Source organism: Actinomadura hibisca NBRC 15177 (genome assembly GCF_001552635.1).
Taxonomy (GTDB): Bacteria; Actinomycetota; Actinomycetes; order Streptosporangiales; family Streptosporangiaceae; genus Spirillospora; species Spirillospora hibisca.
Genome location: NZ_BCRO01000054.1, coordinates 59,629 through 82,043, shown reverse-complemented (window position 1 = coordinate 82,043; position 22,415 = coordinate 59,629). Strand labels below are relative to the sequence as shown.

Annotated in this window: 21 protein-coding genes; 9 read left to right on the top strand and 12 right to left on the bottom strand. The window is 73.7% G+C overall.

The window, feature by feature from the left end; translation table 11 throughout:
• The first annotated feature begins 5 nt into the window (after nt 1–5).
• From pcaH to AH6_RS25540, 5 genes are read left to right on the top strand one after another with little or no spacing between them, the layout of a single operon-like run.
• Nucleotides 6–758 (top strand): protocatechuate 3,4-dioxygenase subunit beta, encoded by a 753-nt coding sequence (pcaH, locus tag AH6_RS25560; protein ID WP_067484410.1) that lies wholly within the window; start codon nt 6–8, stop codon nt 756–758.
• Nucleotides 755–1,354 (top strand): protocatechuate 3,4-dioxygenase subunit alpha, encoded by a 600-nt coding sequence (gene pcaG / locus AH6_RS25555; RefSeq protein WP_067484399.1) that lies wholly within the window; start codon nt 755–757, stop codon nt 1,352–1,354. Before pcaH ends, pcaG begins: the two co-directional genes overlap by 4 nt.
• Nucleotides 1,341–2,678, top strand: coding sequence for a 3-carboxy-cis,cis-muconate cycloisomerase (gene pcaB / locus AH6_RS25550; protein ID WP_067484396.1), 1,338 nt, complete (start codon nt 1,341–1,343; stop codon nt 2,676–2,678). Before pcaG ends, pcaB begins: the two co-directional genes overlap by 14 nt.
• On the top strand, nt 2,675–3,769 hold the full coding sequence (gene pcaDC / locus AH6_RS25545; protein WP_067484394.1) for a bifunctional 3-oxoadipate enol-lactonase/4-carboxymuconolactone decarboxylase PcaDC: 1,095 nt from the start codon (nt 2,675–2,677) through the stop codon (nt 3,767–3,769). Before pcaB ends, pcaDC begins: the two co-directional genes overlap by 4 nt.
• Before the next feature lie 8 nt (nt 3,770–3,777).
• Entirely contained in the window at nt 3,778–4,980 is a 1,203-nt protein-coding gene (locus AH6_RS25540) for a 4-hydroxybenzoate 3-monooxygenase (RefSeq protein ID WP_067484391.1), read from the top strand.
• Here the strand turns inward: AH6_RS25540 and AH6_RS25535 are convergent.
• Genes AH6_RS25535 through AH6_RS25525 form a run of 3 tightly spaced genes read right to left on the bottom strand, consistent with a single transcriptional unit; the run spans nt 4,935 to nt 6,936 of the window.
• Nucleotides 4,935–5,225, bottom strand: a complete 291-nt coding sequence (locus AH6_RS25535) for a hypothetical protein (RefSeq protein ID WP_067484388.1) — start codon at nt 5,223–5,225, stop codon at nt 4,935–4,937. The genes AH6_RS25540 and AH6_RS25535 overlap by 46 nt on opposite strands.
• Before the next feature lie 20 nt (nt 5,226–5,245).
• On the bottom strand, nt 5,246–6,400 hold the full coding sequence (locus tag AH6_RS25530; RefSeq protein WP_067484384.1) for a hypothetical protein: 1,155 nt from the start codon (nt 6,398–6,400) through the stop codon (nt 5,246–5,248).
• Entirely contained in the window at nt 6,397–6,936 is a 540-nt protein-coding gene (locus AH6_RS25525; protein ID WP_083983447.1) for a sigma-70 family RNA polymerase sigma factor, read from the bottom strand. The genes AH6_RS25530 and AH6_RS25525 overlap by 4 nt, the downstream gene beginning before the upstream one ends.
• Nucleotides 6,937–7,509: 573 nt before the next feature.
• Here AH6_RS25525 and AH6_RS25520 point away from each other — a divergent pair.
• Both AH6_RS25520 and AH6_RS25515 read left to right on the top strand, forming a co-directional pair.
• Nucleotides 7,510–8,208: a DUF4328 domain-containing protein gene (locus AH6_RS25520; RefSeq protein WP_067484377.1), complete on the top strand. Its 699-nt coding sequence runs from the start codon at nt 7,510–7,512 to the stop codon at nt 8,206–8,208.
• Between the two features lie 249 nt (nt 8,209–8,457).
• Nucleotides 8,458–9,414 (top strand): DUF2599 domain-containing protein, encoded by a 957-nt coding sequence (locus AH6_RS25515; protein ID WP_067484374.1) that lies wholly within the window; start codon nt 8,458–8,460, stop codon nt 9,412–9,414.
• Nucleotides 9,415–9,465: 51 nt separating this feature from the next.
• Here the strand turns inward: AH6_RS25515 and AH6_RS25510 are convergent, their stop codons facing one another.
• The 6 genes from AH6_RS25510 to AH6_RS25485 all read right to left on the bottom strand — a co-directional run bounded on the left by AH6_RS25510 (nt 9,466) and on the right by AH6_RS25485 (nt 13,905).
• Complete coding sequence (locus AH6_RS25510; protein ID WP_067484371.1) at nt 9,466–9,936, bottom strand: S26 family signal peptidase; 471 nt, start codon at nt 9,934–9,936, stop codon at nt 9,466–9,468.
• A complete protein-coding gene (locus AH6_RS25505; protein WP_067484362.1) occupies nt 9,933–11,813 on the bottom strand; it encodes an ABC transporter ATP-binding protein in 1,881 nt (626 codons plus the stop codon). The genes AH6_RS25510 and AH6_RS25505 overlap by 4 nt, the downstream gene beginning before the upstream one ends.
• Nucleotides 11,810–12,376, bottom strand: coding sequence for a redoxin domain-containing protein (locus tag AH6_RS25500; RefSeq protein WP_067484359.1), 567 nt, complete (start codon nt 12,374–12,376; stop codon nt 11,810–11,812). The genes AH6_RS25505 and AH6_RS25500 overlap by 4 nt, the downstream gene beginning before the upstream one ends.
• Before the next feature lie 25 nt (nt 12,377–12,401).
• A complete protein-coding gene (locus AH6_RS25495; protein WP_083983445.1) occupies nt 12,402–12,941 on the bottom strand; it encodes a MauE/DoxX family redox-associated membrane protein in 540 nt (179 codons plus the stop codon).
• Between the two features lie 115 nt (nt 12,942–13,056).
• The gene (locus AH6_RS25490) at nt 13,057–13,260 is read right to left on the bottom strand and encodes a hypothetical protein (protein ID WP_067484356.1); all 204 of its coding nucleotides are present in this window, start codon (nt 13,258–13,260) and stop codon (nt 13,057–13,059) included.
• Nucleotides 13,261–13,371: 111 nt separating this feature from the next.
• Nucleotides 13,372–13,905: a TlpA family protein disulfide reductase gene (locus tag AH6_RS25485; protein WP_067484347.1), complete on the bottom strand. Its 534-nt coding sequence runs from the start codon at nt 13,903–13,905 to the stop codon at nt 13,372–13,374.
• Nucleotides 13,906–14,133: 228 nt separating this feature from the next.
• Here AH6_RS25485 and AH6_RS25480 point away from each other — a divergent pair, with 228 nt between their 5' ends.
• On the top strand, nt 14,134–16,266 hold the full coding sequence (locus AH6_RS25480) for a tetratricopeptide repeat protein (protein WP_157431714.1): 2,133 nt from the start codon (nt 14,134–14,136) through the stop codon (nt 16,264–16,266).
• Here the strand turns inward: AH6_RS25480 and AH6_RS25475 are convergent.
• Together AH6_RS25475 and AH6_RS25470 are read right to left on the bottom strand one after the other, a co-directional pair.
• The gene (locus AH6_RS25475) at nt 16,253–17,914 is read right to left on the bottom strand and encodes a hypothetical protein (RefSeq protein WP_067484341.1); all 1,662 of its coding nucleotides are present in this window, start codon (nt 17,912–17,914) and stop codon (nt 16,253–16,255) included. The genes AH6_RS25480 and AH6_RS25475 overlap by 14 nt on opposite strands.
• 88 nt (nt 17,915–18,002) lie before the next feature.
• Nucleotides 18,003–18,398, bottom strand: a complete 396-nt coding sequence (locus AH6_RS25470; protein WP_067484338.1) for a hypothetical protein — start codon at nt 18,396–18,398, stop codon at nt 18,003–18,005.
• Between the two features lie 152 nt (nt 18,399–18,550).
• On the opposite strand from AH6_RS25470, the gene AH6_RS25465 reads away from it, so the two are divergent.
• Nucleotides 18,551–20,695: a tetratricopeptide repeat protein gene (locus AH6_RS25465; RefSeq protein ID WP_067484335.1), complete on the top strand. Its 2,145-nt coding sequence runs from the start codon at nt 18,551–18,553 to the stop codon at nt 20,693–20,695.
• On the opposite strand, the gene AH6_RS25460 is transcribed toward AH6_RS25465, so the two are convergent.
• A complete protein-coding gene (locus AH6_RS25460; RefSeq protein WP_083983443.1) occupies nt 20,654–22,303 on the bottom strand; it encodes a hypothetical protein in 1,650 nt (549 codons plus the stop codon). The genes AH6_RS25465 and AH6_RS25460 overlap by 42 nt on opposite strands.
• Nucleotides 22,304–22,415 lie beyond the last annotated feature (112 nt).

Below are 22,415 nucleotides of genomic sequence, written 5' to 3'. Positions count from 1 at the left end.
CCGAGATGAGCACCCCCCGCCCGCCGGTCCAGGCCGACATCGACGCGGAGATCGCGCGGTTGCAGGGCTCGCGGCCCGGCGCGTCGCACCCCGCGCGCGACTACGCCCCCTACCGCTCCAGCGTGCTGCGCCACCCCACGCAGCCGCTGGTCACGGTGAAGGACCCCGACGCGGTCGAGCTGAGCGGCCCGGTCTTCGGCGTCACCGACGTCACCGCGCTGGACCACGACCTGACCCGCCAGCACCCGGGCGAACCCCTCGGTGAGCGCATCACCGTCACCGGCCGCGTGCTGGACGCGGACGGCCGCCCCGTCGCCGGGCAGCTCGTGGAGATCTGGCAGGCCAACGCCTCAGGCCGGTACGCCCACCAGCGCGACGACCACCCCGCGCCGCTGGACCCCAACTTCACCGGCGCGGGCCGCTGCCTGACCGACGCCGACGGCCGTTACGCCTTCACCACGATCAAGCCCGGCCCGTACCCGTGGCGCAACCACACCAACGCCTGGCGGCCCGCGCACATCCACTTCTCGCTGTTCGGGCAGGCTTTCACGCAGCGGCTGGTCACCCAGATGTACTTCCCCGGCGACCCGCTGTTCCCCTACGACCCGATCCTCCAGGCCGTCACCGAGCAACCCGCGCGCGACCGGCTCGTGGCGACCTACGATCACGACCTGTCGGTGCCGGAGTGGTCGCTGGGCTACCGGTGGGACATCGTGCTGGACGGCCCCGCCGCGACCTGGATGGAGGAGGGACGTTGACCGAGCGCCCGACGCCGGAGCCCACGCCGTCGCAGACCGTCGGCCCGTTCTACGGGTACGCGCTGCCGTTCCCCGGCGGCGGGGAGATCGTGCCGCCCGGCGAGCCCGGCGCGATCGTGCTGCGCGGCACCGTCCTGGACGGCGCGGGCGCGCCCGTCCCCGACGCGCTGCTGGAGGTCTGGCAGGCCGCGCCGGACGGCTCGGTGCGCGGCGCGCCCGGCTCGTTGCGCCGCGACCCGGTGACCGGCGCGGTCATCGGCCGCACCGGGCTGGACTTCACCGGCTTCGCGCGCGCCGCCACCGACGCCGACGGGCACTGGTCGGTGCGGACGGTGCGGCCCGGCGCGCACCGCGACGGCGTGACGCCGTGCTTCGCGGTCTGCGTGTTCGCGCGCGGCATGATGCACCACCTGTTCACCCGCATCTACCTGCCCGACCAGACCGCCGCGCTGGCCGCCGACCCGGTGCTGGGCGCGCTGCCCGACGAGCGCCGCGCGACGCTGCTGGCGGGGGAGGAGCGCCCCGGCGTCTACCGCTTCGACGTGCGACTTCAGGGCGGTGCGGGGGAAGAGACGGTGTTCCTTGACTTCGCGTGACGTCCCGGGCGCGGACCTGGGGCTGCTGTCCCCGGTCCGCGCCGGGACCGCCGTGGAGGCCGCGACCGGCGACGCGGCGTTCCTGCGGGCGATGCTCGACGCCGAGGCGGCCCTGACGCGGGCGCAGGCCCGGGTCGGGCTGGCCCCGGAGGCGGCGGCCGAGGCCGTCGCCGAGGCGGCGGCCGGGGACTTCGACCTGCGCGGGCTCGCCGAACGGGCCCGCTCGGGCGGCAACCCCGTCATCCCGTTGGTCGCGGACCTGACCGAGCGCGTCGCCGCCGAGCACCGCCCGTACGTGCACCGGGGCGCGACCAGCCAGGACATCCTGGACACCGCGCTGATGCTGGTCGCCCGCACCGCGACCGCCCGCATCATCACCGACCTGGACCGCACGGCCGCCACCCTCGCTGAACTGGCCGCCGAGCACCGCGCCACCCCGATGCCGGGCCGCACGCTGACCCAGCAGGCGGTGCCCACGACATTCGGGCTCAAGGCGGCGGGCTGGCGCTCGCTGGTGCTGGACGGCCACGACCGCCTGCACGCCCTGGCCCTGCCCGCCCAACTCGGCGGCGCGGCCGGGACGCTCGCGGCGTTCGGGGCCTACGCCGCTCAGGACGGCCTCGACCCGGACGAGACGCTGCCGCGCCTGGTCAGCACGTTCGCCGAGGAGACCGGCCTCGCCGCGCCGCTCCTGCCCTGGCACGTGCTGCGCACGCCCGTCGCCGACCTCGGCGCGGCCCTCGCCATCGCCACCGGCGCGCTCGGCAAGATCGCCGCCGACGTGCTGGTGCTCTCGCGCACCGAGATCGGCGAAGTCGCGGAGGGATCCGGCGGCGGCTCGTCGGCCATGCCGCACAAGAGCAACCCCGCCCGCGCGACGCTGATCGCGTCCGCCGCGCGGCAGCTCCCCGCGCTGGCCTCGGTCCTGCTGGCGGCGCTGGCCGCCGAGGACGAGCGGCCGCCCGGCGCGTGGCACGCCGAATGGCAGCCGCTGCGCGAGGCGTTGCGCCTTACCGGCGGCGCGGCCGACGCCGCCGCGTCCCTGGCCGCCGACCTGGTGGTGCGTCCCGAACGGATGCGCGCCAACCTCGACCTGACCGGCGGCCTGATCGTCTCCGAGCGCGCCGGGATCGAGCTGTCCGCCCGGCTCGGCCGCGCCGAGGCCCGCCGCACGCTGGACGACGCCGCCCGCCGCGCCACCGCCGCAGGCGTCCCGCTCGCCGACGCCCTCGACGAACCCGGTGTGGACACCGACCCGGCCACCTATCTGGGCGTCGCGCCCGCGCTGACCGACGCCGCCCTCGACCGCGAAAGCCGCCCATGACCCTGCACTACCGTCTCGACGGTCCCACGCACGGCACGCCGCTGATCCTCGGACCGTCCCTCGGCACCTCCACCGAGGTCTGGAAGCACCAGATGAAGGTGCTGGCCCGCCGCTACCGCGTCCTGCGCTTCGACCTGCCCGGCCACGGCGGCTCAACCCCCGCCGAAGGCATGACGATCGGCTCGTTGGGCGAGCAGGTCCTCGCCCTCGCCGACGCGCAGGGCTGGGACGCCTTCCACTACGCCGGGGTCTCCATCGGCGGCGCGATCGGCGCGACCCTGGCCGCCGAGCACCCCGGCCGCGTGGCGTCGCTCGCGCTGGTGTGCACGTCGGCGAGGTTCGGCCCGCCCGAGGGCTGGACCGAGCGGGCCGCGCTGGTGCGCGAGCGGGGCATGGGGCCGCTGGTGGAGTCGTCGCCCGCCCGCTGGTTCGCGGGCCCGGCCGACAAGGAGCTGGTGGACGGCCTGGCCACCGTCGACCCCGCCTCCTACGCCGCGTGCTGCGAGGCGCTGGCCGCCTACGACCTGCGCCCCTACCTCGACCGGATCACCGCCCCCACGCTGGTGATCGCGGGCCGCGCCGACCCGGCGACCCCGCCCCCGCACGCCCGCGAGCTGGCCGACGGCATCGCCGACGCGACCCTCGTCGAGATCCCGCGCGCCGGGCACCTCGCGCCGATCGACCGGCCCGAGGCCGTCACCGCCGCGCTGGCCGACCACCTGGGCGAGACCGCCTCCGCCGGAATGAAGGTGCGGCGCGCGGTCCTGGGCGACGAGCACGTGGACCGGGCCACCGCCCGCGCCACCGACTTCACCGCCGACTTCCAGGACTTCATCACCCGCTACGCCTGGGGCGAGATCTGGACCCGCCCCGGCCTGGACCGCCGCACCCGGAGCTGTATCACCCTGACCGCGCTGGTCGCGCACGGCCACCACGACGAGCTGGCCATGCACGTGCGCGCCGCCCGCAACAACGGCCTGACCGTCGAGGAGATCAAGGAAGTGCTCCTCCAGACCGCCGTGTACTGCGGCGTCCCCGCGGCCAACACCGCCTTCGCCATCGCCCAGCGCGTCCTGTCCGAACAGGAGTGAGGAACCCCATGGCCACCCCCCACCGCACCCAGGTCGCGATCATCGGAGCCGGGCCCGCCGGGCTGCTGCTCGGCCACCTGCTCCAGCGGCGCGGCATCGACACCGTCGTGTTGGAGAGCCGCGGCCGCGCCTACGTCGAGCGCCGCCAGCGCGCGGGCATCCTGGAGCAGGGCACCGTGGACGTGCTGCGGGCCAGCGGCGCGGGCGAGCGCCTGGACCGGCGGGGGTTGCGCCACGACGGCATCGAGCTGCGCTTCGACGGCGAGGGCCACCGCATCGACTTCCCGTCGCTGACCGGCGGCCGCTCGGTGACCGTCTACGCGCAGACCGAGGTCGTCAAGGACCTGATCGCCCTGCGGCTGGAGACCGGCGCGCCCCTGGTGTTCGAGGCCGAGGCGCTGGACGTCACCGGCATCGACACCGACGCGCCGCAGGTCCGCTACCGGCACGGAGGCCGCGAGCACGTGCTGACCTGCGACGTCGTGGCGGCGTGCGACGGCTTCCACGGCATCGGCCGCCGCGCCCTGCCGAACGCGCGCACCTTCGAGCGCGTCTACCCGTACTCGTGGCTGGGCATCCTGGCCGACGTCGCGCCCTCCTGCGACGAGCTGATCTACGCCCACCACCCCAACGGCTTCGCGCTGCACAGCATGCGCACCCCCGAGATCAGCCGCCTCTACCTCCAGGTCCCGCCGGACGAGGACCTGGCGAACTGGTCGGACGCCCGCATCTGGGACGAGCTGGCCACCCGCTTCGCGATCGACGGCGGCTGGAAGCTGGACACCGGCCCGATCACCGACCGCGGCGTCACCCCGATGCGCAGCTTCGTCACCGAGCCGATGCGGCACGGCCGCCTGTTCCTGGCGGGCGACGCCGCGCACATCGTCCCGCCGACCGGCGCCAAGGGCCTGAACCTGGCGGCGGCCGACGTGACGCTGCTGGCCTCGGCCCTGCTGCGCTGGTACCGCGACGGCGACGAGACCGGCCTCGACGGCTACTCCGCCGACGCCCTGAACCGGGTATGGCGCGCCGAGCAGTTCTCGTACTTCATGACGTCGATGCTGCACGTCGCCCCGGAGCAGGATCCGTTCGAGCTGAAGCTGCAACTGGCGCAGCTCCACTACACGGCCCGCTCCGAGGCGGCGGCGGCGTCGCTGGCGGAGAACTACGTGGGCCTGCCGCTCCCGGGCGTGGCGGAACTGACGGCCTGACCGGCGGACGCGGCGGCGGCGCGGGCGACGAGACCGGCGACGACCTGCGCGGTCTCGGGCGGCTGGCGGGCCAGCCAGCGCAGCACGTGCCGGTCGTAGTCGCCCAGCTCGACGCCGTGGTCGGCACAGGCCCGCCGGAGCAGGTCGTAGGTCCGCGCCCGCAGGACGCCGCGCTTGGACCACCCGGCGTAGATGTCGCGGACCTCGGTGAAGGCGTCGTCCTGGTGCTGGTAGGGGCCGCTCACGGGCCTTCCCTCCGTCGTGCTCATCGAACCCGGGCCGTCAGGTAGTGGTCCTTCACGCGCCACAGCACCCGGTTCCCGGCCGCGAGGGCCTCGCCCTGCCAGACGTTGGCGCTCCCGGAGCGCGTGTCGTAGATCAGGGAGGCGCGGTCGCCGGTGGTCGTGGCGAGGATGATCAGGTGGTCGCCCATGGTGAGCCGCACGGCGTCGTCCCGGACGGGCTTGAAGGGCCGCTCGCCGAACGGCGCGACCACCCGCTTCCAGTCGGTGCGGTCGGCGAGCCGCAGGACGCCGCCGACGGCCCAGGCGAAGTACCGGTCGTTGGCGGCCGCCACCCACTTCTGCGCCGGCCGGCCCATCGTCTGGACCCGGACCCCGGCGGGCAGCGGGTGCTCGCGGACGATGCCGTCGGTGGTGACGTCCACCTCGCGCAGGACGCGGTCGTTGGACGGTTCGACCACGAACGCGGTCGGGTGGGCGAACGCCTTGGCCGTGCCGAACGCCGGCTTGCCGTGCCCGGAGAGGAGCCTGCCCGTGGCGCAGCCCCGGGCGGCGAACGGCTGCTCCATGGGGTCGCCGGCGACGATCGTCCCGCCGTCGGTGAGGACGGGGAGGGCGGCCGTGGCGCCCTGGGGACTGACGATCTGCGTGCGGCCGTCGGCGCTGCGGCAGGTGAGGTCCCAGCCGCCCTGCCGGATCCAGGTGACGAAGCCGGGGCCGGCGGTGAGGCCGCCGTCCGCGCGCACGCCGAGCGACCGGGGCGTCCCGCCGCGCGGCCCGACCTGCCAGACCCGCGCGTCGGGGGAGCGGCCGAGCACCGTGCCGTCCGGGCCGAGCGCCTCGGGCCGGAAGGCGGTCCCGCCGGGCAGGCGCTCCGGGATCGAGACGACCGACGCCCTGTCCACCGGGCCCAGCGGGGAAGCGAGCGACTCGTACACCAGAGGCGGTTCGCTCCGGGTGGACAGCGTCCCGCGCGGAGCGTCCCCGGTCTTCAGCAGCGTGAAGGGGAGGGCGACGGCCGCCGCGGCGGCCACCGCGACGGCGGGGACGACCATCGCGCGCCTGGCCTTCGCGCGCCGGAGCCTGCGGGCGTTGTCGGCGCGGACGCCGGGACGCGGCCGGACCGCCTCCGACCGCGCGTCGAAGGCCGCCTTGAGCCGTTCCTCGATGCCGTTCATTCGGTGTCCTCCTTCAGCCGCGTGCCGAGGGCGGCGATGGCGCGGGCGGCGTGGGCCTTGACGGTGCCGAGGGCGATGCCGAGCGTCGCGGCGGTGTCGCGCTCGCTGAGGTCGAGCCAGTAGCGCAGCACGAGCACCTCGCGCTGCCTGCGGGGAAGCCCCGCGACCGCCGCCAGCAGGGCGCGGACGTCCTCGTCCAGCACGACGTGCTGCTCGGCGGAGCCGACCTCGCCCGGCGGCGCGAGCTGGGCGTGCCTGCGCCGCGCCATGCGCAGGTGCCGCACCCTGCTGCGGCAGGCGTTGCAGACGCTGGACCGCAGGTAGGCGAGCGCGGCGTTCTGGTCGCGCAACGTCCGCCGCCTGCGGTGCAGCCGGACGAACGCCTCTTGGACCACGTCCTCGGCGTCGTCGGCGCCGAGGAGCGCGGCGAGCCGGACCAGGCCCCAGAAGTGGGCGGTGAACAGTTCCTCGTACGCGCCGTCGTCGGAACCAGCGAGCGGCACGGCGAAGACCTCTGCTGTCTGGTGGTACGTCACGTTCAGAGACGAACGTAGGTGAAGAAGGTTTACGTCTGGTTCGAGACTTCTTCCGGCGCCTCCGCGGCACCGTGGTAGGCCGACGCCTGAAGCGCGTACAACTCGGTGCGGTCGGCGTGCCGGACGCTGGCGAGGCGGTGAGTGACGCCCGAAGCGATGCGCGATCTGCTACATACTTCCGAAAGCTCATTGCATAACGCCCTTTGCAAAGAGCCTTCGCAAAGGGCGTTGTGGAAGGCCCTTCATAGAAGGACTCAGCGGAAGCCCGACGACTTCGAGAGTGTTCGTCGCCCATCGCGATGTTGTCGGCGGCGGTCATCGGCCAGTGCGTGTGGTCCTGGGCGATGACGGCGATGGCGCGGCGCACCACTCTCGACGCCCGCCCCCGCCGCAGAAAGGGCGTTCGCCACACTTCGCCCCCCGCCCCACCCGGCACGGTACGGCGTCCCGAAGGTAAGCCGACCCCCGCCCGAAACGGTGCGCGATCTGCCCTACACTTCCGAAGGTTCTTTACAGAAAACCCTTTGCAAAAGCCTTTGCGGAAGGGCCTTCACGAATTCGAGAGGCGAGCACGTGACCGCGACGTTCCCGGACGCCCCGGCAGGCGATCCCATCCCGGCGGCCCCGATCCCGCGGCCGGTGAGGTCGGCGCTGGTCCCGAGCGTCATCGTCTCGGTCGCCCTGGCGGCCTGGTCCCTGGTCGTGCTGGCGGAGGGGGTGACGGCGTGGCTCCTGGGCGGCGCGCTCGGTACGGAGGCCGCCCCCGACCGGACGGACATTGCGAAGGCCCTGCGCCTCTACGACACCCTGGGGCTCCTGGACCGGCTGGAAATCGGGCTGACCGTCCTGGTGTGGGTCGCCATGGTCGCCTGGCTGTTCCGGGTGCACACCATCGCGGCCGACGACCACGAGCAGCGGTGGGGCAGGCCCTGGCTGGTCCTCGGCTGGCTCGTCCCGGTCCTGAACCTGTGGGTGCCCAAGCAGGTGGTCGAGGACGTCTGGCTGGCGGGCAAACCCGGACGCGACCGGACCGGCAAGTCGCTGCTGGTCGGCCTCTGGTGGATCAGCTGGCTGCTGTACGTCCTGGTGGCGCGGTTCATGGACGCCGCCGACGCCGGGCAAAGCCTCGCCGCCCTCCGCGACTACGCGGAGAACAGGGTGTTCGTCGCCGCCACCGGCGCCTTCCCCGTGGTGCTGGCGGCCGTGGTCGTCTGGAAGATCTACGGGTTCCAGCAGGCGCGGGCCCGGCGGCTGTCATCCCTTCTGGCGTAAGCGTCCGGGTGCCCCCTCGTCCGGACGAGGGCAAGGGGGCGGCCATGCCCGATCTCGGGCGCTCCTACCCGGGTCGCCGGTAAGAGCATCGTCACATAGACGTTCCTGTTCCTCTGACCTAGCCTCACCAACGGCTGATCTTGACGAACGTTTCCCTTCGGCCAACCCGCCACGAGGAAGAGGGATGTGAACGTGTCAACGCCGAACCGAGCAAGACGCCGCAGCGCCGTTCTGGCCAGAGGCGCGGCCGTGCTCGCCGCCGTGCTGGCCGGGCTGACCGTCCAGGCGGTCCCCGCGTCGGCCGACGAGCTGATCTGCGGCCACTGGGTCCGCGGCCAGATCCTGGACAAGTACAACAACATGGGGCGGCAGAACTCGCCGCTGCGCTGCCCGACCTCCGAGGAGCTGACCACGCCGAACGGCCGTGGCAAGTTCACCACCTTCGAGGGCGGCGCGATCTACTGGACCGAGGCGCGCGGCGCGCACCCCGTCTGGGGCGTGATCCGCGACAAGTGGGGCTCGCTGCGCTGGGAGGAAGGCCAGCTCGGCTTTCCCGTCGGCGACGAGCTGACCAACTCCGACGGGCAGGGCAAGCGCCAGCAGTTCGAGGGCGGCACCGTCTACTGGCACCCCACCCAGTCCAGCGGCGCGCATCCGATCTGGGGACGGATCGGTGAGCTGTGGGGCCAGTACGGCTGGGAGGGCGGCCAGTTCGGCTACCCGGTCACCGACGAGCAGCGCGCCCCCGACGAGGGCGGCGTCCGCCAGTACTTCAACGGCGGCCGGACGATCCTGACCTGGAGCCCTGGCGGCTCCGGCCTGCCTTGCGGCTCGGAGTGCGTGAGCTACCAGGCGTCGTCGTCGGCCCGGTGGGTCAAGAAGACCAAGGTCTACCGGAACGTGGGCAACGGCAACGTCTCCGTCGAGGTGACGCCGACCGACGCCGGGTTCAACGACGCCGACACCGACTACAACGACCTGTGGAACCAGGCCTGGAGCGCCGTCCCCTACGTCAAGGGCCTGACCGCCGACCAGGGCGGGTCGTTGTACGACCAGCTCGCCTGCCACGCCCGGTACTCCTACAAGAAGCCGGGCGGCCACGTCGGCGGCGACACCTGGGACCTCGAATCGTGGCGCTCCCACCGGTCCTGGGACTACGCCATGAACCCGGTCGCCGTGGTGACCCACAAGTGCAACTGGACCTGACCGGAAGGTGATGGGGGCCTGCGGATCCCGCAGGCCCCCATCGTCACGTTCTCAGCCGACCGCGGAGACGGCCTGCTCGCCTGCGGCGCTCAGCCGCCGCAGCACCACCCCGTACATCCGGTCCGCCGGGCACGGGCCCCACTGCTTGGAGTCCTCCGAGCGGGGGTGGTCGCCGCGCAGCACCAGCATGCCCGGCGGCACGCGGTCGGGCTGGTCTCCGGTCACCCAGTCCGGCATGGGGTCTCCGGCCCTCGCGACGACTCGTTTGACGTACCACCCGGCGGCCCCGGAGAGATCGACGGGCCCGTCCCAGCCCGCCTGCGGGTCGGGCCGCTGGACGACCACGATCCGGCCGGGCCGGACCCGGCGGCGGTGGCGCAGCACCAGCAGCACGTCGCCGTGGTCCAGCGTCGGGGTCATGCTGCCGCCCCGCACGGTGACGGTGGACAGCAGCAGCCGGGCCGCCAGCGCGGCACCGACCGGCAGCGCCGCCGCGACGGCCCAGCCCAGCGCCTGGCTCATCCGGCGGTCACCGTCTCACCCGCCGATTCCTCCTGGTATCCCTCCGCCTGGCTGCGGAAGAGCCGCGCGTAGACGCCGTCCGGGGCCGCGAGCAGCGAGGCGTGGTCGCCGCTTTCCAGGATCCGGCCGTCCTGCACGACGACGATCCGGTCGGCGTGGCGGACGGCGCTGAGCCGGTGGGAGACCAGCACGCTGGTGGAGCCCGCGCGCAACTCCCGCAGCCGGTCGTGCACCGCCGCCTCGGCCTCGGCGTCGAGGCCGGAGCTGGGCTCGTCCAGGATCATCAGGTCGCGGCCCTGGCGCATCAGCCCGCGCGCCAGCGCCAGGCGCTGCCACTGCCCGCCGGACAGGTGGACGCCGTTGGCCTGCGCGGCCTCCTCGTCGCCGTCCTCCTCGTCCCCGGCGTGGAACAGCCTGCTCAGCATCGTCCGGTAACCGGCGGGCAGCCGCTCGACGGTCTCGTGCACCCCGGCGCGCTCGGCGGCGGCCCGGATGCGGTCCTGGTCGCCGATCGCGTCCAGATCCCCGAGCCCGATGTTCTCGGCGGCGGTGAGGTCGTAGTCCATGTAGTCCTGGAACACCGCGCCGATCCGCTGGCGCAGCTCCTCCACGGGAATGTCGCGGATGTCCACCCCGTCCCACAACACCGCGCCGCGCTCCGGGTCGTAGAAGCGGCACAGCAGCTTGACGAGCGTGCTCTTGCCCGCGCCGTTGAGCCCGACCACGGCCAGGCTGGTGCCGTGCGGGATGGTGAGGTCCAGCCCGCGCAGCACCCACGGCGCGTCCTCGCTGTAGCGGAACCAGACGTCGCGCAGCTCGATGGCGTGGGCGAGCGGGGCGAGTTCCCGGGGCTGCGGGGGCGCGGCGAGGTCGTCGTCGGCCCCGACCACCGTCAGGTAGTGGTGGAAGACCAGCGACGACTGATGCCCCATCGCGATGCCGAGCACCAGCGCGCCGAGCCCGGACTGGAGCCCGGCCAGCGCGCCGATGAACACCGACACGTCGCCGATGCTGATCGTCTTGTCGGCGGCGGCGTGCACCGCCCACAACAACCCCCCGGCCGCCAGCAACGCCCCGAGCACGGCGAGCAGCACCTGGACGCGCACGACGCTGCGCTCCAGCCGGTCCTCGGCGTCGTTGGCCGCGCGCAGCTCGGTGAGCATCCGGCCGTGCAGGAAGCCGCCCAGGCCGAACAGGCGGACCTCCTTGGCGGCCTGGAGGTCGGTCAGCAACATCTGGTAGAAGAGCTTGCGCCGCATCCCCGGGCTGACCCGCCACATCAGCCCGGCCCGCCGCTTGCTGAGCGCCAGGTGGGCGACCATCGCAGGGGTGGCGGCGGCCAGCGCGGCGGCCGCCATGACCGGGTTGATCGCGATCAGCGCGGCCAGGAACCCGACGACGCCGAGCGCGCCCTGCAAGGTGGACAGGCCCATCTGGACGAGCTGGTCCGGGGCCTGCTCGGCGGACTGCTGGGCCAGCCGCAGCCGGTCGTGGAAGCGCGGCTCCTCCAGCCGCGCCAGGCCCTTCATCCGGTTGACGGCCGTGAACAGCCGGTCCTGGGACAGCAGGCCGAGGGCGCGCCGGGCGCGTCCCTGCGCGTAGGTGGTGACGGCCCCCGAGGCGGCCATCGCGATGCCCAGCGCGCCGATCCCGGCGGCGACCCACACCAGCGTCCCGGTGTGCGGACGCGCGGTGGTCAGCTCGTCGATCGCGATCTTGGTCAGCCAGGCGGTGGCGACCGGCGCGACGCCGCCGACCACCGCCATGCCGACCTGGAGCAGCACCATGCCGGGGCAGGCGCGCCAGGCGAGGGCGTAGGCGGCCTTCATGCCGCGGACGACGGAGACCTTGGGCTCCGTCACGTCGTCGCCGCTCACGGCACCGCAGGCCGTGCGGTCTCGCCCAGCCCCTGCGGGCCGACGCCTGCGGCGGTGGCGACGCCGTCGGGGCCGTAGTGGGCGAACCCGGGGTAGAGGAGGGCTCCGAAGGCGTTGCTGACGGGCGCGTCGAGGAACTCGGGCACCACGTGGTCCGCGACGTCGGCGAGCCGGGCGACCAGTTCGCTGTCGGCGGCGTCGATGCCGACGACGGTGGCCAGCACCCGGCCGCCGCCGTCCCGCACCCGGCGCGCGTGCTCGGCGAACTCCGGCACGCTGGCGTCGCAGGCCGAGCAGTCCAGCGACAGGAAGCCGACGAGCGCGGGCCGTCCGGCCAGGTCGTCCCTGGTGACGATCGCGCCGTCGGCGGCGGTCGCGGTGAACTCGGGCATCCGGTGGCCGGGCGCGATGCCGAGGTCCGGTTCGGCACCGGGCCCGTGCAGGTGGTCGGCGGGCGGGGCGCTGACACGGGCGCGCCAGCGGCGCGTCACCGCCAGGGTCAGCACGAGGTTCAGCGCGGTGAGCGCCGCGACCAGGACGAGCCCGGCGACGAGGAATTCCACGGATGTCCTTTCCGGCTCCGGCGTCTCAGCGGCCGAGGTCCCCGGCGACCGGGGACCGGAAGAGCGCGGCGATGTCGTCGACGAAGACGGTCAGAGCGGTGAGCACGCCCGCCGAGACGACGGCCAGCACGATCCCGGCCATCTCGCCGGGAACGCCGTCGCCGACGGTCAGCGCCACGGCCGAGCCCAGGACCGCCGCCGCCAGCAGCGTCGCGTTGCGGGCGATATGCCAGCCGCCCATGGGCGTCTCACTCGCGCCGAAGCAGGCGCACGTCACCTGCTGCCCCCGGGCCACGACGAGGACCGGGACGGCCGTCAAGGCGCAGCAGAACAGCGCGGCGACGAGGAAACCGGCGGTGACGGTGGCGGGCACGGCCAGCAGCAGCGCGACGACCAGCTCGACGGCCGAGACCAGCACGGCCAGAGGGCGGCGCAGGCGCGCCGGGATGAAGTCGAAGTCCTTCAGGGAGGCGGCGAAGGCGCCCGGTGAGCGCAGCTTGGCCACCGCCGCCAGCACCATCACCGCCGCCAGGGTGAGGCGGCAGGCGAACGACACGTACAGCACGGGAGCTCCAGGGGGAGTGGTGCGTGAACGCGCGGCCGCCGTGGTGGGGCGGGCGCGCGTCCGGGAGCGCCGGGCGGGGCGTGGCCGCCCTCGTCGAGGGCGGCCACTCGGCTCATCAGCAGTAGTTGTTGTTGTAGCTGTACCAGGGGCCGCAGTAGGTCTTGCAGGCGCCGTTGGTGGAACAGGTGCGGCCGAAGCAGTACCCGCTGATGATCTTGTACTGCATGTACGAGTCCGGCGGGCAGCCCGCGTCGGCGGTGGCCTTGGGCAGCAGCACTTCGACGGCGCGGGTGACGCGCCGGGTCACGCTCTGGAGCATGGTCTCTCCTTGTGGGGGGTGAACTGTTTCCGCGCACGGTCCGAGCGCCGCCGAGAAAGGGGTCGAACTCGGCGGCCGGGCCGTACGGGGCCTAGGGGGGTGGGGAGGGTGTCAGGGGACGGCCAGCTCGGTGCGCAGGGCGGCGACGCCCACGCCCGCCGAGGTGACCAGGCCGTCGGGGCCGTACCAGGCGTAGGTCGGGTAGTGCTTGGCGCCGTACCGCCGCGACAGCTCGGCCTTGGCGTCCTCGGCGATCACGATGTCCATCGCGTCGCCGAGCATCGCGGCCAGCTCGCTGGCGGCGGCGTCGTCCCCGTGCACGATCGCCAGGGAGGTGCCCCCGGCGGCCCGCAGGTGCGCGGCGTGCCCGGCGAAGATGGGCACGGCGTCCACGCAGGCGCTGCACGTGAGGGAGAAGAAGCCGACCAGGGTCTCCTTCCCGAGCAGGGTCCGCTCCGTCACGGTGCTGCCGTCCAGGGCGCGGGCCGAGAACTCCGGGATCCGGTCGATCATCCGGACGCCGGTGGTGGCGGGGCCGCCGGCGGCCTCCAGCTGCCGCCACCGGCGGAGCACGACCAGCAGGAGCGCGAGGTTCAGCACCCCGACGACACCGACCAGGACCAGCCCCGCAACAGCGAATATCACGACAATGCGTCCTCTCCCCGAACGTGCGGGAACCGGTGGGCCGCGACAACGCGTCCATGATCACCCAAAAGATCCCCCGCCGCAATGGTCGATCTGGCACGCTCCGCGCCAGTGCTCCGGAACCTCGTCCGGTGCCCCGCGGGCCTTCGGGAGCTTCGCCCGCACGGGCGCTCGCGCTATGGTTTCCGGACGTGTTCGCTCGGCCGGTGCCGGCCCGGAGGGGGACCGATGGGGCTTCCTGAAGGTGGACGGTCCAGCGAGGTGAACGCGGACCGGATCGACATGGCGCTGGTCGGCCAGAACATCACGATCAACGGCGGCGTCCACCAGCACGCCGCGCGCCCGGACAGGCCGGTCCCCCGGCAGGTCCCCGCCCCCAGCGTCTACTTCCTGAACCGCGAGCACCACCTGCGGGACCTGACCGACGCGTGGCGGCTCGCGCGCGACGCCGGGCTGCCGCTGGTGGTGGTGTGCACCGGGCCCGGCGGCATCGGCAAGAGCGAGCTGATGGCCCGCTGGGTGCACTCGGTCGCCGACGAGGTCCCGGGCCCGCACCTGTACGCCGACATGGCCGAAGGGGGCCCGCGCACCGCCGTCGACGTGCTGGGCGGGTTCCTGCGGGCGCTCGGGGAGGACCCCGCCGCCCTGCCCGCCGGGACCGGCGAGCTGAGCGGCCTGTTCCGGACGCTCACCAGCGCGTCGCCCGCCATCGTCCTGCTCGACAACGTCACGGTCGCCGCGCAGGTGCGGCCGCTGGTCCCGGGCGGCGCGGGCAGCGTCCTGCTCGTCACCGCGCGGACCTGCCCGGCGAACCTGTACAACGCCGTCGAGCTCATGGTCGAGCCGCTGGACGACGCGCACGCGGGCCTGCTCGTCCGGCGGATGGCCGGTGACCGGGTCGCGCCGGTGCCGCCGCCGGAGCTGGAGACCCTCGTGCGGCTGGCCGGGGGCTCGCCGCTGGCGCTCTGCTCGGCCGCCCGGCGGATCACCCGCCGGGACGGCCTCGCCCGGACCACGGACCTGATGAGCCAGGAGGCGATGGGGTTGCCCGCCGCCCAACCGGGAAGCCCCTCCCACGTGTTCGCTGCCCTGAATGCCGGCTATCGCACGCTGTCCCCGTCCGCCGCCGCCCTCTACCGGAGCTTCGGCGCCCTGTTCGGCCAGGTCGTCCCCGCCGGACTCGCCGAAGCGCTGTACGGCCGGGAACCTGCGGACGCGCTGGACGAACTCGTCTCGGCCGGCCTGCTCGAACGCCTCCCCGACGGCCGCCACCGCCTCCACGACCTGGTGCTGGAGCACGTCCGTGAACTGGCCTCGGCCGAGGAACTGCGGGCGGCCCAGCACGAGGCCGTCGTCTGGTACCTGCGCAGGGCCGCCGAGGCCGATCACGCGCTGCTGCCGAAACGTTGGCGGCTCGGCCCGGTCTACGACGACTTCGCGGACGGCGATCCGGCGCTGGAGCAGGACGCCGCGTTCCGCCGCCTGGAGGACGACCACGCGGCGCTGCGCGCGGCGGTGCGCCTCGCGGCCGAGCGCTCCTGGAACGACCTGGTGGTCCAGCTCGTCGAGGCGCAGTGGGCCTGGTGCCTGAAAGGCCGCGCCTACGACCACTGGATCGAGATCCATCAGGCGGGCGTCGCGGCCGCACCGCAGGCGACCGATCCCCGGTTCGTCGGCCGGATGCACTGCCAGCTCGGGTTCGGATACCTCGCGATGGAGCGGACCGCCGAGGCGGTGGAGCAGTTCGAGGCGGCCTTGCGCGCGGACCGCGCGATCGGGCATCACCGCGGCGAGGCCACCGCCGTGGAGTCCCTCGGATTGTTGATGCTGGAGGCGTCCGGCGCGGAGCGCCTGCCGGAACTGGCGGCGACCGATCCCGAGGCCGCCGCGAAGGCCGTCGAGTTCCTCAACGAGAACCTGCGGCTGAACCTGTCGGCGGCGGAGGACGACGACCGGGCGAGCGCGCTGGCCTGGCGGCATCTGGGACGCGCCCTGAGCGCGGTCGAGCGGCACGCCGAGGCCGAGCGGCCGCTGCGGCGCGCCCGGCGCATGTTCGCCGCGTTGGACGACGGCTACAACGGGGGCAAGTCGCTCATCAACCTGGGCCAGGTGCTGTATCGCGCGGGGGACTACGAGCAGGCGTGGGACGTTCTCGACCAGGCGGTGGCGCTGCTGTCCACCGAGAGCGACGAGAAGGAGCGGATCGTCGCCCTGGAGACCTTGGGCGTGGTGACCGAACACGCTGGCGACTCCCGAGCGGCCGTCACCTACCTGGAACAGGCGCTGGCGCTCCTGGAGGCACGGAACGACGCCGGCGCGGCCCGGGTGCGCGACCGGCTCGCGGCGCTCAACTCCCCGTGACGAACCGCAACCGGTGCCGCGTGGGACCGGCGACCACGGTCTGGTCCGCCGGAAGCGTCTCCAGCCCGCGTTCCTGCGCCAGCCAGTCGTAGACCAGCGACGCCGCCAGCGCGGGCTGGTCGGTCACGCAACGTACGGCACGGCCGCCGCGAGCCTGGACCAGGCATTCGTGCGGTCCGGTCGGGACCGCCGCGACGAAGCAGCCCGGATAGTTCGCCATGGTGTCGTCGAGCCAGCGGACGGCCGCAGCATGGTCGGTGGCGGCGGGGCCGTGGATGATGTCGGCGAGTTCCAGCAGGCGCTGCTCGGGCTCTGACTCGTCGGCGCAGACGTGGCGGCCGTCGGCGAAGCCCGGCCGGTTCAGGCCGAGCGCGGCCGGGAAACGTTCGACGGTCAGCACGTCGCCCTCCCGGCGCGCCGCGACCAGGACCGTCGTGACCGTCTCCGCCTGCGCCTCGGGGCCGGGAAGCGGCACCCGGTGGACGGCGGGCGGCGGTCCGGTCTCGGGCAGCTTCATCAACCGGTACATCTCCGCCCTGAGCAGCGCGGTGGCCTTGCCGGGCGCTGCGGTGACGGAACGGGTGATCTCGCTGTACCGCCCGGCCCGGTGGTCAGCCAGCGCCCGCCTGACCTGGGGGAGCAGCGGACGGTCGGCGGCCAGCGCGGGAGCCGCCGCGCCCAGCAGCCCGACGGGGGAGGAGGGATCGACGGCGTGGTGCGGGAAGCCCGGCATCAGGACGGGGCGGTCGAGCGCGGCCCCGTAGAAGGTGACCGAGCCGTGGTCGCCGATGACCAGATCCGTGGCCACCAGGGCGGCGCGCCAGCCGTCGCGCGGCGGCAGCAGCGTCAGCCCGGCCCGCAGGCTCGGCGCGAGCCACGCCCGCACCTGCCAAGGGCCGTGACCGTGCCAGACGTTGGGATGGAGCGCGGCCACGACGCGGTAGTCATCGAGGGGCAGCTCGGCGAGCAGTCGCGGTAATAGCTCCGCGTGCTGGGCGAACAGCGAGTCCGGCCCCCAGGTGGAGGTGACGAAGACCAGCTTCTGGCGGGGCAGGACACCGAACGAGCGACGGTACCGCGCCCGGTGGGAGACACCGGCGAGCATGCGGTCGAAACAGGGATCGCCTGCAATGACGGCCGCCGGGAGACCTTGCGGACAGTCGCGTGCCAGGCGGTCGAGCTGTTCCGGATGGGAAAGGATCAGCGAAGTGGGGATCAGGCGGCCTTCATGCAGCAACCAGTCGGGAGAAAGGCCGAAGATTCCCGGGTCCTGGTTCCTGGCCAGAATTTTGTTATATCCCACACCGTGGGAAACGGTCAGCAATGGCGCTTTTAATTGTTCCAACTCGCCGCCGTAACTCCCACTGACAGCCAGGTCGAATTCGCTGGCGACGGCCTGTTCCCAAGGAATGGTCAGCGCGCCGATGTCGGCCAGAAAACGTTCCACGTCATGGGTGAAGGGCGAGGAGCGCGTCCAGGTGAACAGCACCTGCACCCGCGGGTCGCCCTCGACGGCGGCGAGGGTGTCGAGCAGCCGGGTCAGGGAGGTGACGTTGTGGACGACGGCCAGGACCAGCCGCTCGGTGCCCCCGGTCCGCCAGCGGGCCGCTTCCGGGCCGAGGGGGACCCGCGCCCACGGTTGTGTCATGCCGCTCCGATTGCCGTCGCACTGCCGTCGCCGCCGAGCCGCGGCGAGAGGGGGGACGGGGCAACCCTACCGGCGGGATGATCCGCTTCTACATGGTGATGTCCCCGATGGTGAGGTCGCGCCCCGCCGAGATCGACTTGCCGATGCTGCCGGCGTTGATGGTGACCGAGCCCGACGCGTGCGAGGCGGTCTCCACCCCGGCCCGCTCGGCCAGTTCCTCCAGCTCGTCCCGGAACCGCGGGTCCGCCTGGGCCAGCCGGCTCAGGGCGTCGGCCAGCGCCCGCACGGCGTCCTCGTCCTCGGGGTGCGCGACGACGCGCCCGATCAGCGCCTCCTCGCCGGGCTCGCGCTGGAACCGCTGCTTGATGCGGGTGACCAGCGCGCCCATCGCCTGCTTGGACGCCTCGCCCATGCTCTGGGCGTAGGTGCCGGCCATCGCGGCCGAGGCGGCGGTGGCGATGGCGAGCATCGCGGGATCGGTCATGGTTCCCCCGGGGAGTCGTGGAATCCTGACGAAGGCTCCATACTCTCGCGCCCGAAGCGCTTTCCGATAGTCCTCGCCACCACGCGGCGGCGGCTCCGTGTACGGTCGGCTCAGGGATGGTCTGCTGGGCGGTCGCGCGGAGCGGAGTTGGTGTGGACGGTCCACAAAGCGTCACCGGGAACCGGCTGGTGTCGGACCAGATCCGGACCGCCATTCAGGCGGGCCGTGACGTGCATCTGCACGTCGCCGATTCCGGCCCGGGAAACGAACCGCTGAATCAGGTGCCGTTGTCGCGCCGCGACTTTCAGAACCGGCACCGGGAACTGGCCGCACTCGTCGAATCGGCCGGATTCGCCGCCGCTCCCGACGAAACGGCCGCCGCCGAACGGATCGTCGTGGTGGAGGGACCGCCGGGGATCGGCAAGAAAGCGCTGGTCCGCCGGTTCGCCGCACTGCACGGCGACCGGTTCACCGGCGGCAGGCTGCACGTGGACTGCGCGGAGTTCGGCGCGGCCGCCGACCCGGACGCGGTGAACGTCGAAGCGATGCTCGTGGACGTCCTCGGCGGTCTGGGCATCGCGCCCGAGCACGCCCCGCGCAGCCGCCGGTCGTTGCGGCTGCGCTACCAGGCGGCGCTGGCCGCGCGTCCCGGCCCGGTGCTGGTGGTCGTCGAGAACGCGACCCGGCCCGCCCAGGTGACGGCCTTCGCGACGAACCGGCCCGACAGCCTGCTCCTGGTCAGCGCCGCCCCGGGCACGGACCTGTCCGAGTTGGCGATGGACGACGCGGTCTTCCACCGGCTGGACCGGCTGGACGACGAGCACAGCACGCTGCTGTTCCAGCGGACGGCCGGTGGCCCCGGGCAGCCGGCCCTCGTCCGGCTGTGCGAGGGCGTCCCGCTGGCGCTGCTGGTGCTGGCCAAGCGCGTGGCGCGGGCGTTGGAGGGCAGGGAGCCGCACCTCGTCGCGCGTCTGGTCGAGGACGACCGCCGGCTGCTGGAGGAACTCAGACTGGGAGGGAAGCAGGTCGTGTCCGCAGCTTTCACGACGGTCTACACGTCGCTGCCCGAGCAACTGCGCTTCGCCTACCGCCGCCTGGGCCTGTTCCCCGGCGTCGCCATCGTCCCCGAGGCGGCCGGTGAGCTCCTCGACACCGCACCGGACCGCGCGGCCGCGTCGCTGGCGGCGCTCACCGAGGCCCACATGCTGCACGGTGATCCGAACGGCTGGTACACCTTCCCCAACAACCTGATCCGGCTGCACGCGCGGGAGCAGGCCGAGACGGAACCGGCCGAGCAGCGCGAAGCGGCCCTGGAACGTGTTCTCCAGTACTACCTGGTGCGGATCGCGTTCGCCGACCGGGCGAAAGGGCGCGACCGCACCCGCATCGCCGACCACGCCGACCTGCTGCGCGACCGGCCCGACCCTTTCACCGGCGACGAGCCCGTGAAGCGGGCCTTCGCCTGGCTGGACGCCGAACGCCCCAACCTGGCACCGGTCGTGCAGGCGGCGTTCGACGCCGGTTTCCTGCGCACCGCGATGTTGCTGGCCGACGGGCTGACCGCCTACTACCCAGACCGTCGCGACCTGACGGCCTGGATCCACACCGGCCGTCTCGGCGCGGACGCGGCCCGCGCGCTCGACGAACCCTGGGCCGAGGCCCGGCTGCGCAGCTTCATGTCCCGCGCGCTCGGCGAGCGCGGCGAACCCGAACTCGCACGGGCCGAACTCGACACGGCGCACCGGCTCGCCGAACGCGCCGGTGACGCGGTGCTCCAGGCGTCGGTGTGGGAGTTCGACGCCCGGCTCCGCGCCGGGACCGGTGACCACGCCGCGGCGCTCGACGCCTACCGGAAGGCCCGCGACCTCAACGCGCGCGCCGGTGAACGGCGCGGCGTCGCGCTCACCGACGCCTTCAGCGGCGACAGCCTGCGCGCGCTGGGCCGGCACGCCGAAGCGCGCACCGCCTACGACGCGGCACTCGTCCTGTTCAAGGAGCTGGGCGACGCGCGCATGCTGGCGCGCACCCAGGTCGGCCTGGGCCTCACCTTGGCCGAGACGGGAGACGTCGACGGCGCGCGGGCCACGCTGGAGGCGGCGATCCCCGCCCTGGCGGGCAGCCACTACGAAGCGCGGATCCGGCTCCGGCTGGCCGACCTGGAAACCGACGGCGAGGCCAGGCGCGCGCACCTGGCGCGGGCCCTGGAGATCTACCGGCAGGTCGACCACCCCGAAGCGGACGAGATCGCTCGGAAGCTAGCGCAGGACGATCCGGAAGACCCGGCTCCCGACGCGTAGCGCCAGCGGCGCGGGACCTTCGTCGAGCCGGCCCGCCCGCCAGCAGGTGTAGACGGCGGTGGCGAGCAACGACGGGTCCGCCGTCCCCTCGACCATGACGGGCGGGCCGTCCCGCCGTGCCACGACGCAACCGTCCGCGGAGGCGACGGCCGCGAACCGCGCCTGGGGATGGCCGTCCAGGAGGTCGGCGGCCACGGCGGCGGGATCGGCCGCCGCCGCCCGCCGCACGATCACCGAGGCGTTGTCGGGCAGCCGCCGGTCGGGCTCGTCGTCCCCGACGCTCAGGTGCCGCACCCCGCCCGGCGGCGGCTCCGCCGCGCACGCGACGGCCGCCGGATGCCGCCGGACCTCGACCGTGTCACCGGCCAGCCGGGACAGGACCTCGAAGGAGCGCGGCTCGTCGGTCTGCGGCGCCGGGTCCGGCACGGTGACGAGCGGCGGCCGGTCCGGCGGTAGGGGCAGGTCGAGCAGCCGGTAGAGGAGGGCGCGCAGCCGGTCGTCGGCCGTCCCCACCCCCTCGAACAGGACATCGGCGACCGAGTCGTCGCCCCCACGGTCGATGGCCGCCGTCACCTGGGGCTCCAGTGCCTTGTCGTGGTCCAGCACGGCCATGCCGGTGGCGAGGGCGGCGGCGGGGCTTCCCGGGGCCACCGGCATCTCCGTCGAGGCCAGCAGCAGGGGGCGGCCCAGGGCGGCGCCGTACAACGACACCGAGCCGAGATCGCCGACGACCAGGTCGGCGGCGACCAGTGCCGCCTGCCAGCCCCGGTCGGGCGGCAAGCGGACCAGACCGGCGGCGAAGGCGTCGGCCAGCCAGAGCCCCACCTGGTGCGGACCGTGCCAGTACCAGACGTTGGGATGGGCGACCAGCGCGACCCGGTACTCGTCGGCGGCGAGGGCGCCGAGCAGCCGGGCGGGCAACCGGCCGTGCGCGGCCAGCAGGGACCCCGGCCCCCAGCTCGACGAGACGACGACGAGCCGCTGCCCGTCCCGCACCCCGAGCGCCTCGCGGAACCGTCCCCGCGAACCGGCCGCCGCCCGCACGCGGTCGAAGGCGATGTCCCCGACGAGCACGCACCGCGTCGCCGCCTCCGGGTAGTCGGCGGCGAGCTGCGCCCGCTGCGCGGAGTGGGCGGTGACCATCCACATGGGGTGCTCACGAAGCCGTTCGGCGGGCACGACGCCGGACAACCTCCGGCCCTCGCCGTCGGAGTCCGCGACGAACTTGTGGAAGCCGATCCCGTGGGGCAGCACCACGATGGGGGCCGACACCTCGGGGATCCGGATGTTCTCGCTGGCGGTGATGACGAGGTCGACCGGCAGCCGCGCGACGCGATCCCAGGGGACCAGGCGCACCTGCGCCCGTGCCAGCAGTTCCGCGACGCCCTCGTGGAACGCCGACGACTCGTCGAACGCGAAAAGGATCTCGACCCGGACGTCGAGCCGGAACACCGACAGCGCTTCCAGGGCCCGGACGGTGGAGGTGAAGGTGCGGACCACGACCAGCACCGTCCGCTGCGGACGGAAGGTCTCCCAACGCCTCCGCTCGCCGAGGCTCCGGCCGTCGGCCTGCTGCCTCAGCGGCTCCCCGGTCACGCCGTCACGCACCGGCGCCCCGCCTTTGACCCGCCGGAACGCCTATATCCCGAGTTCCCGAGTTCCCGAGTTCCCGAGTTCCCGAGTTCCCGAGTTCCCGAGTTCCCGAGTTCCCGAGTTCCCG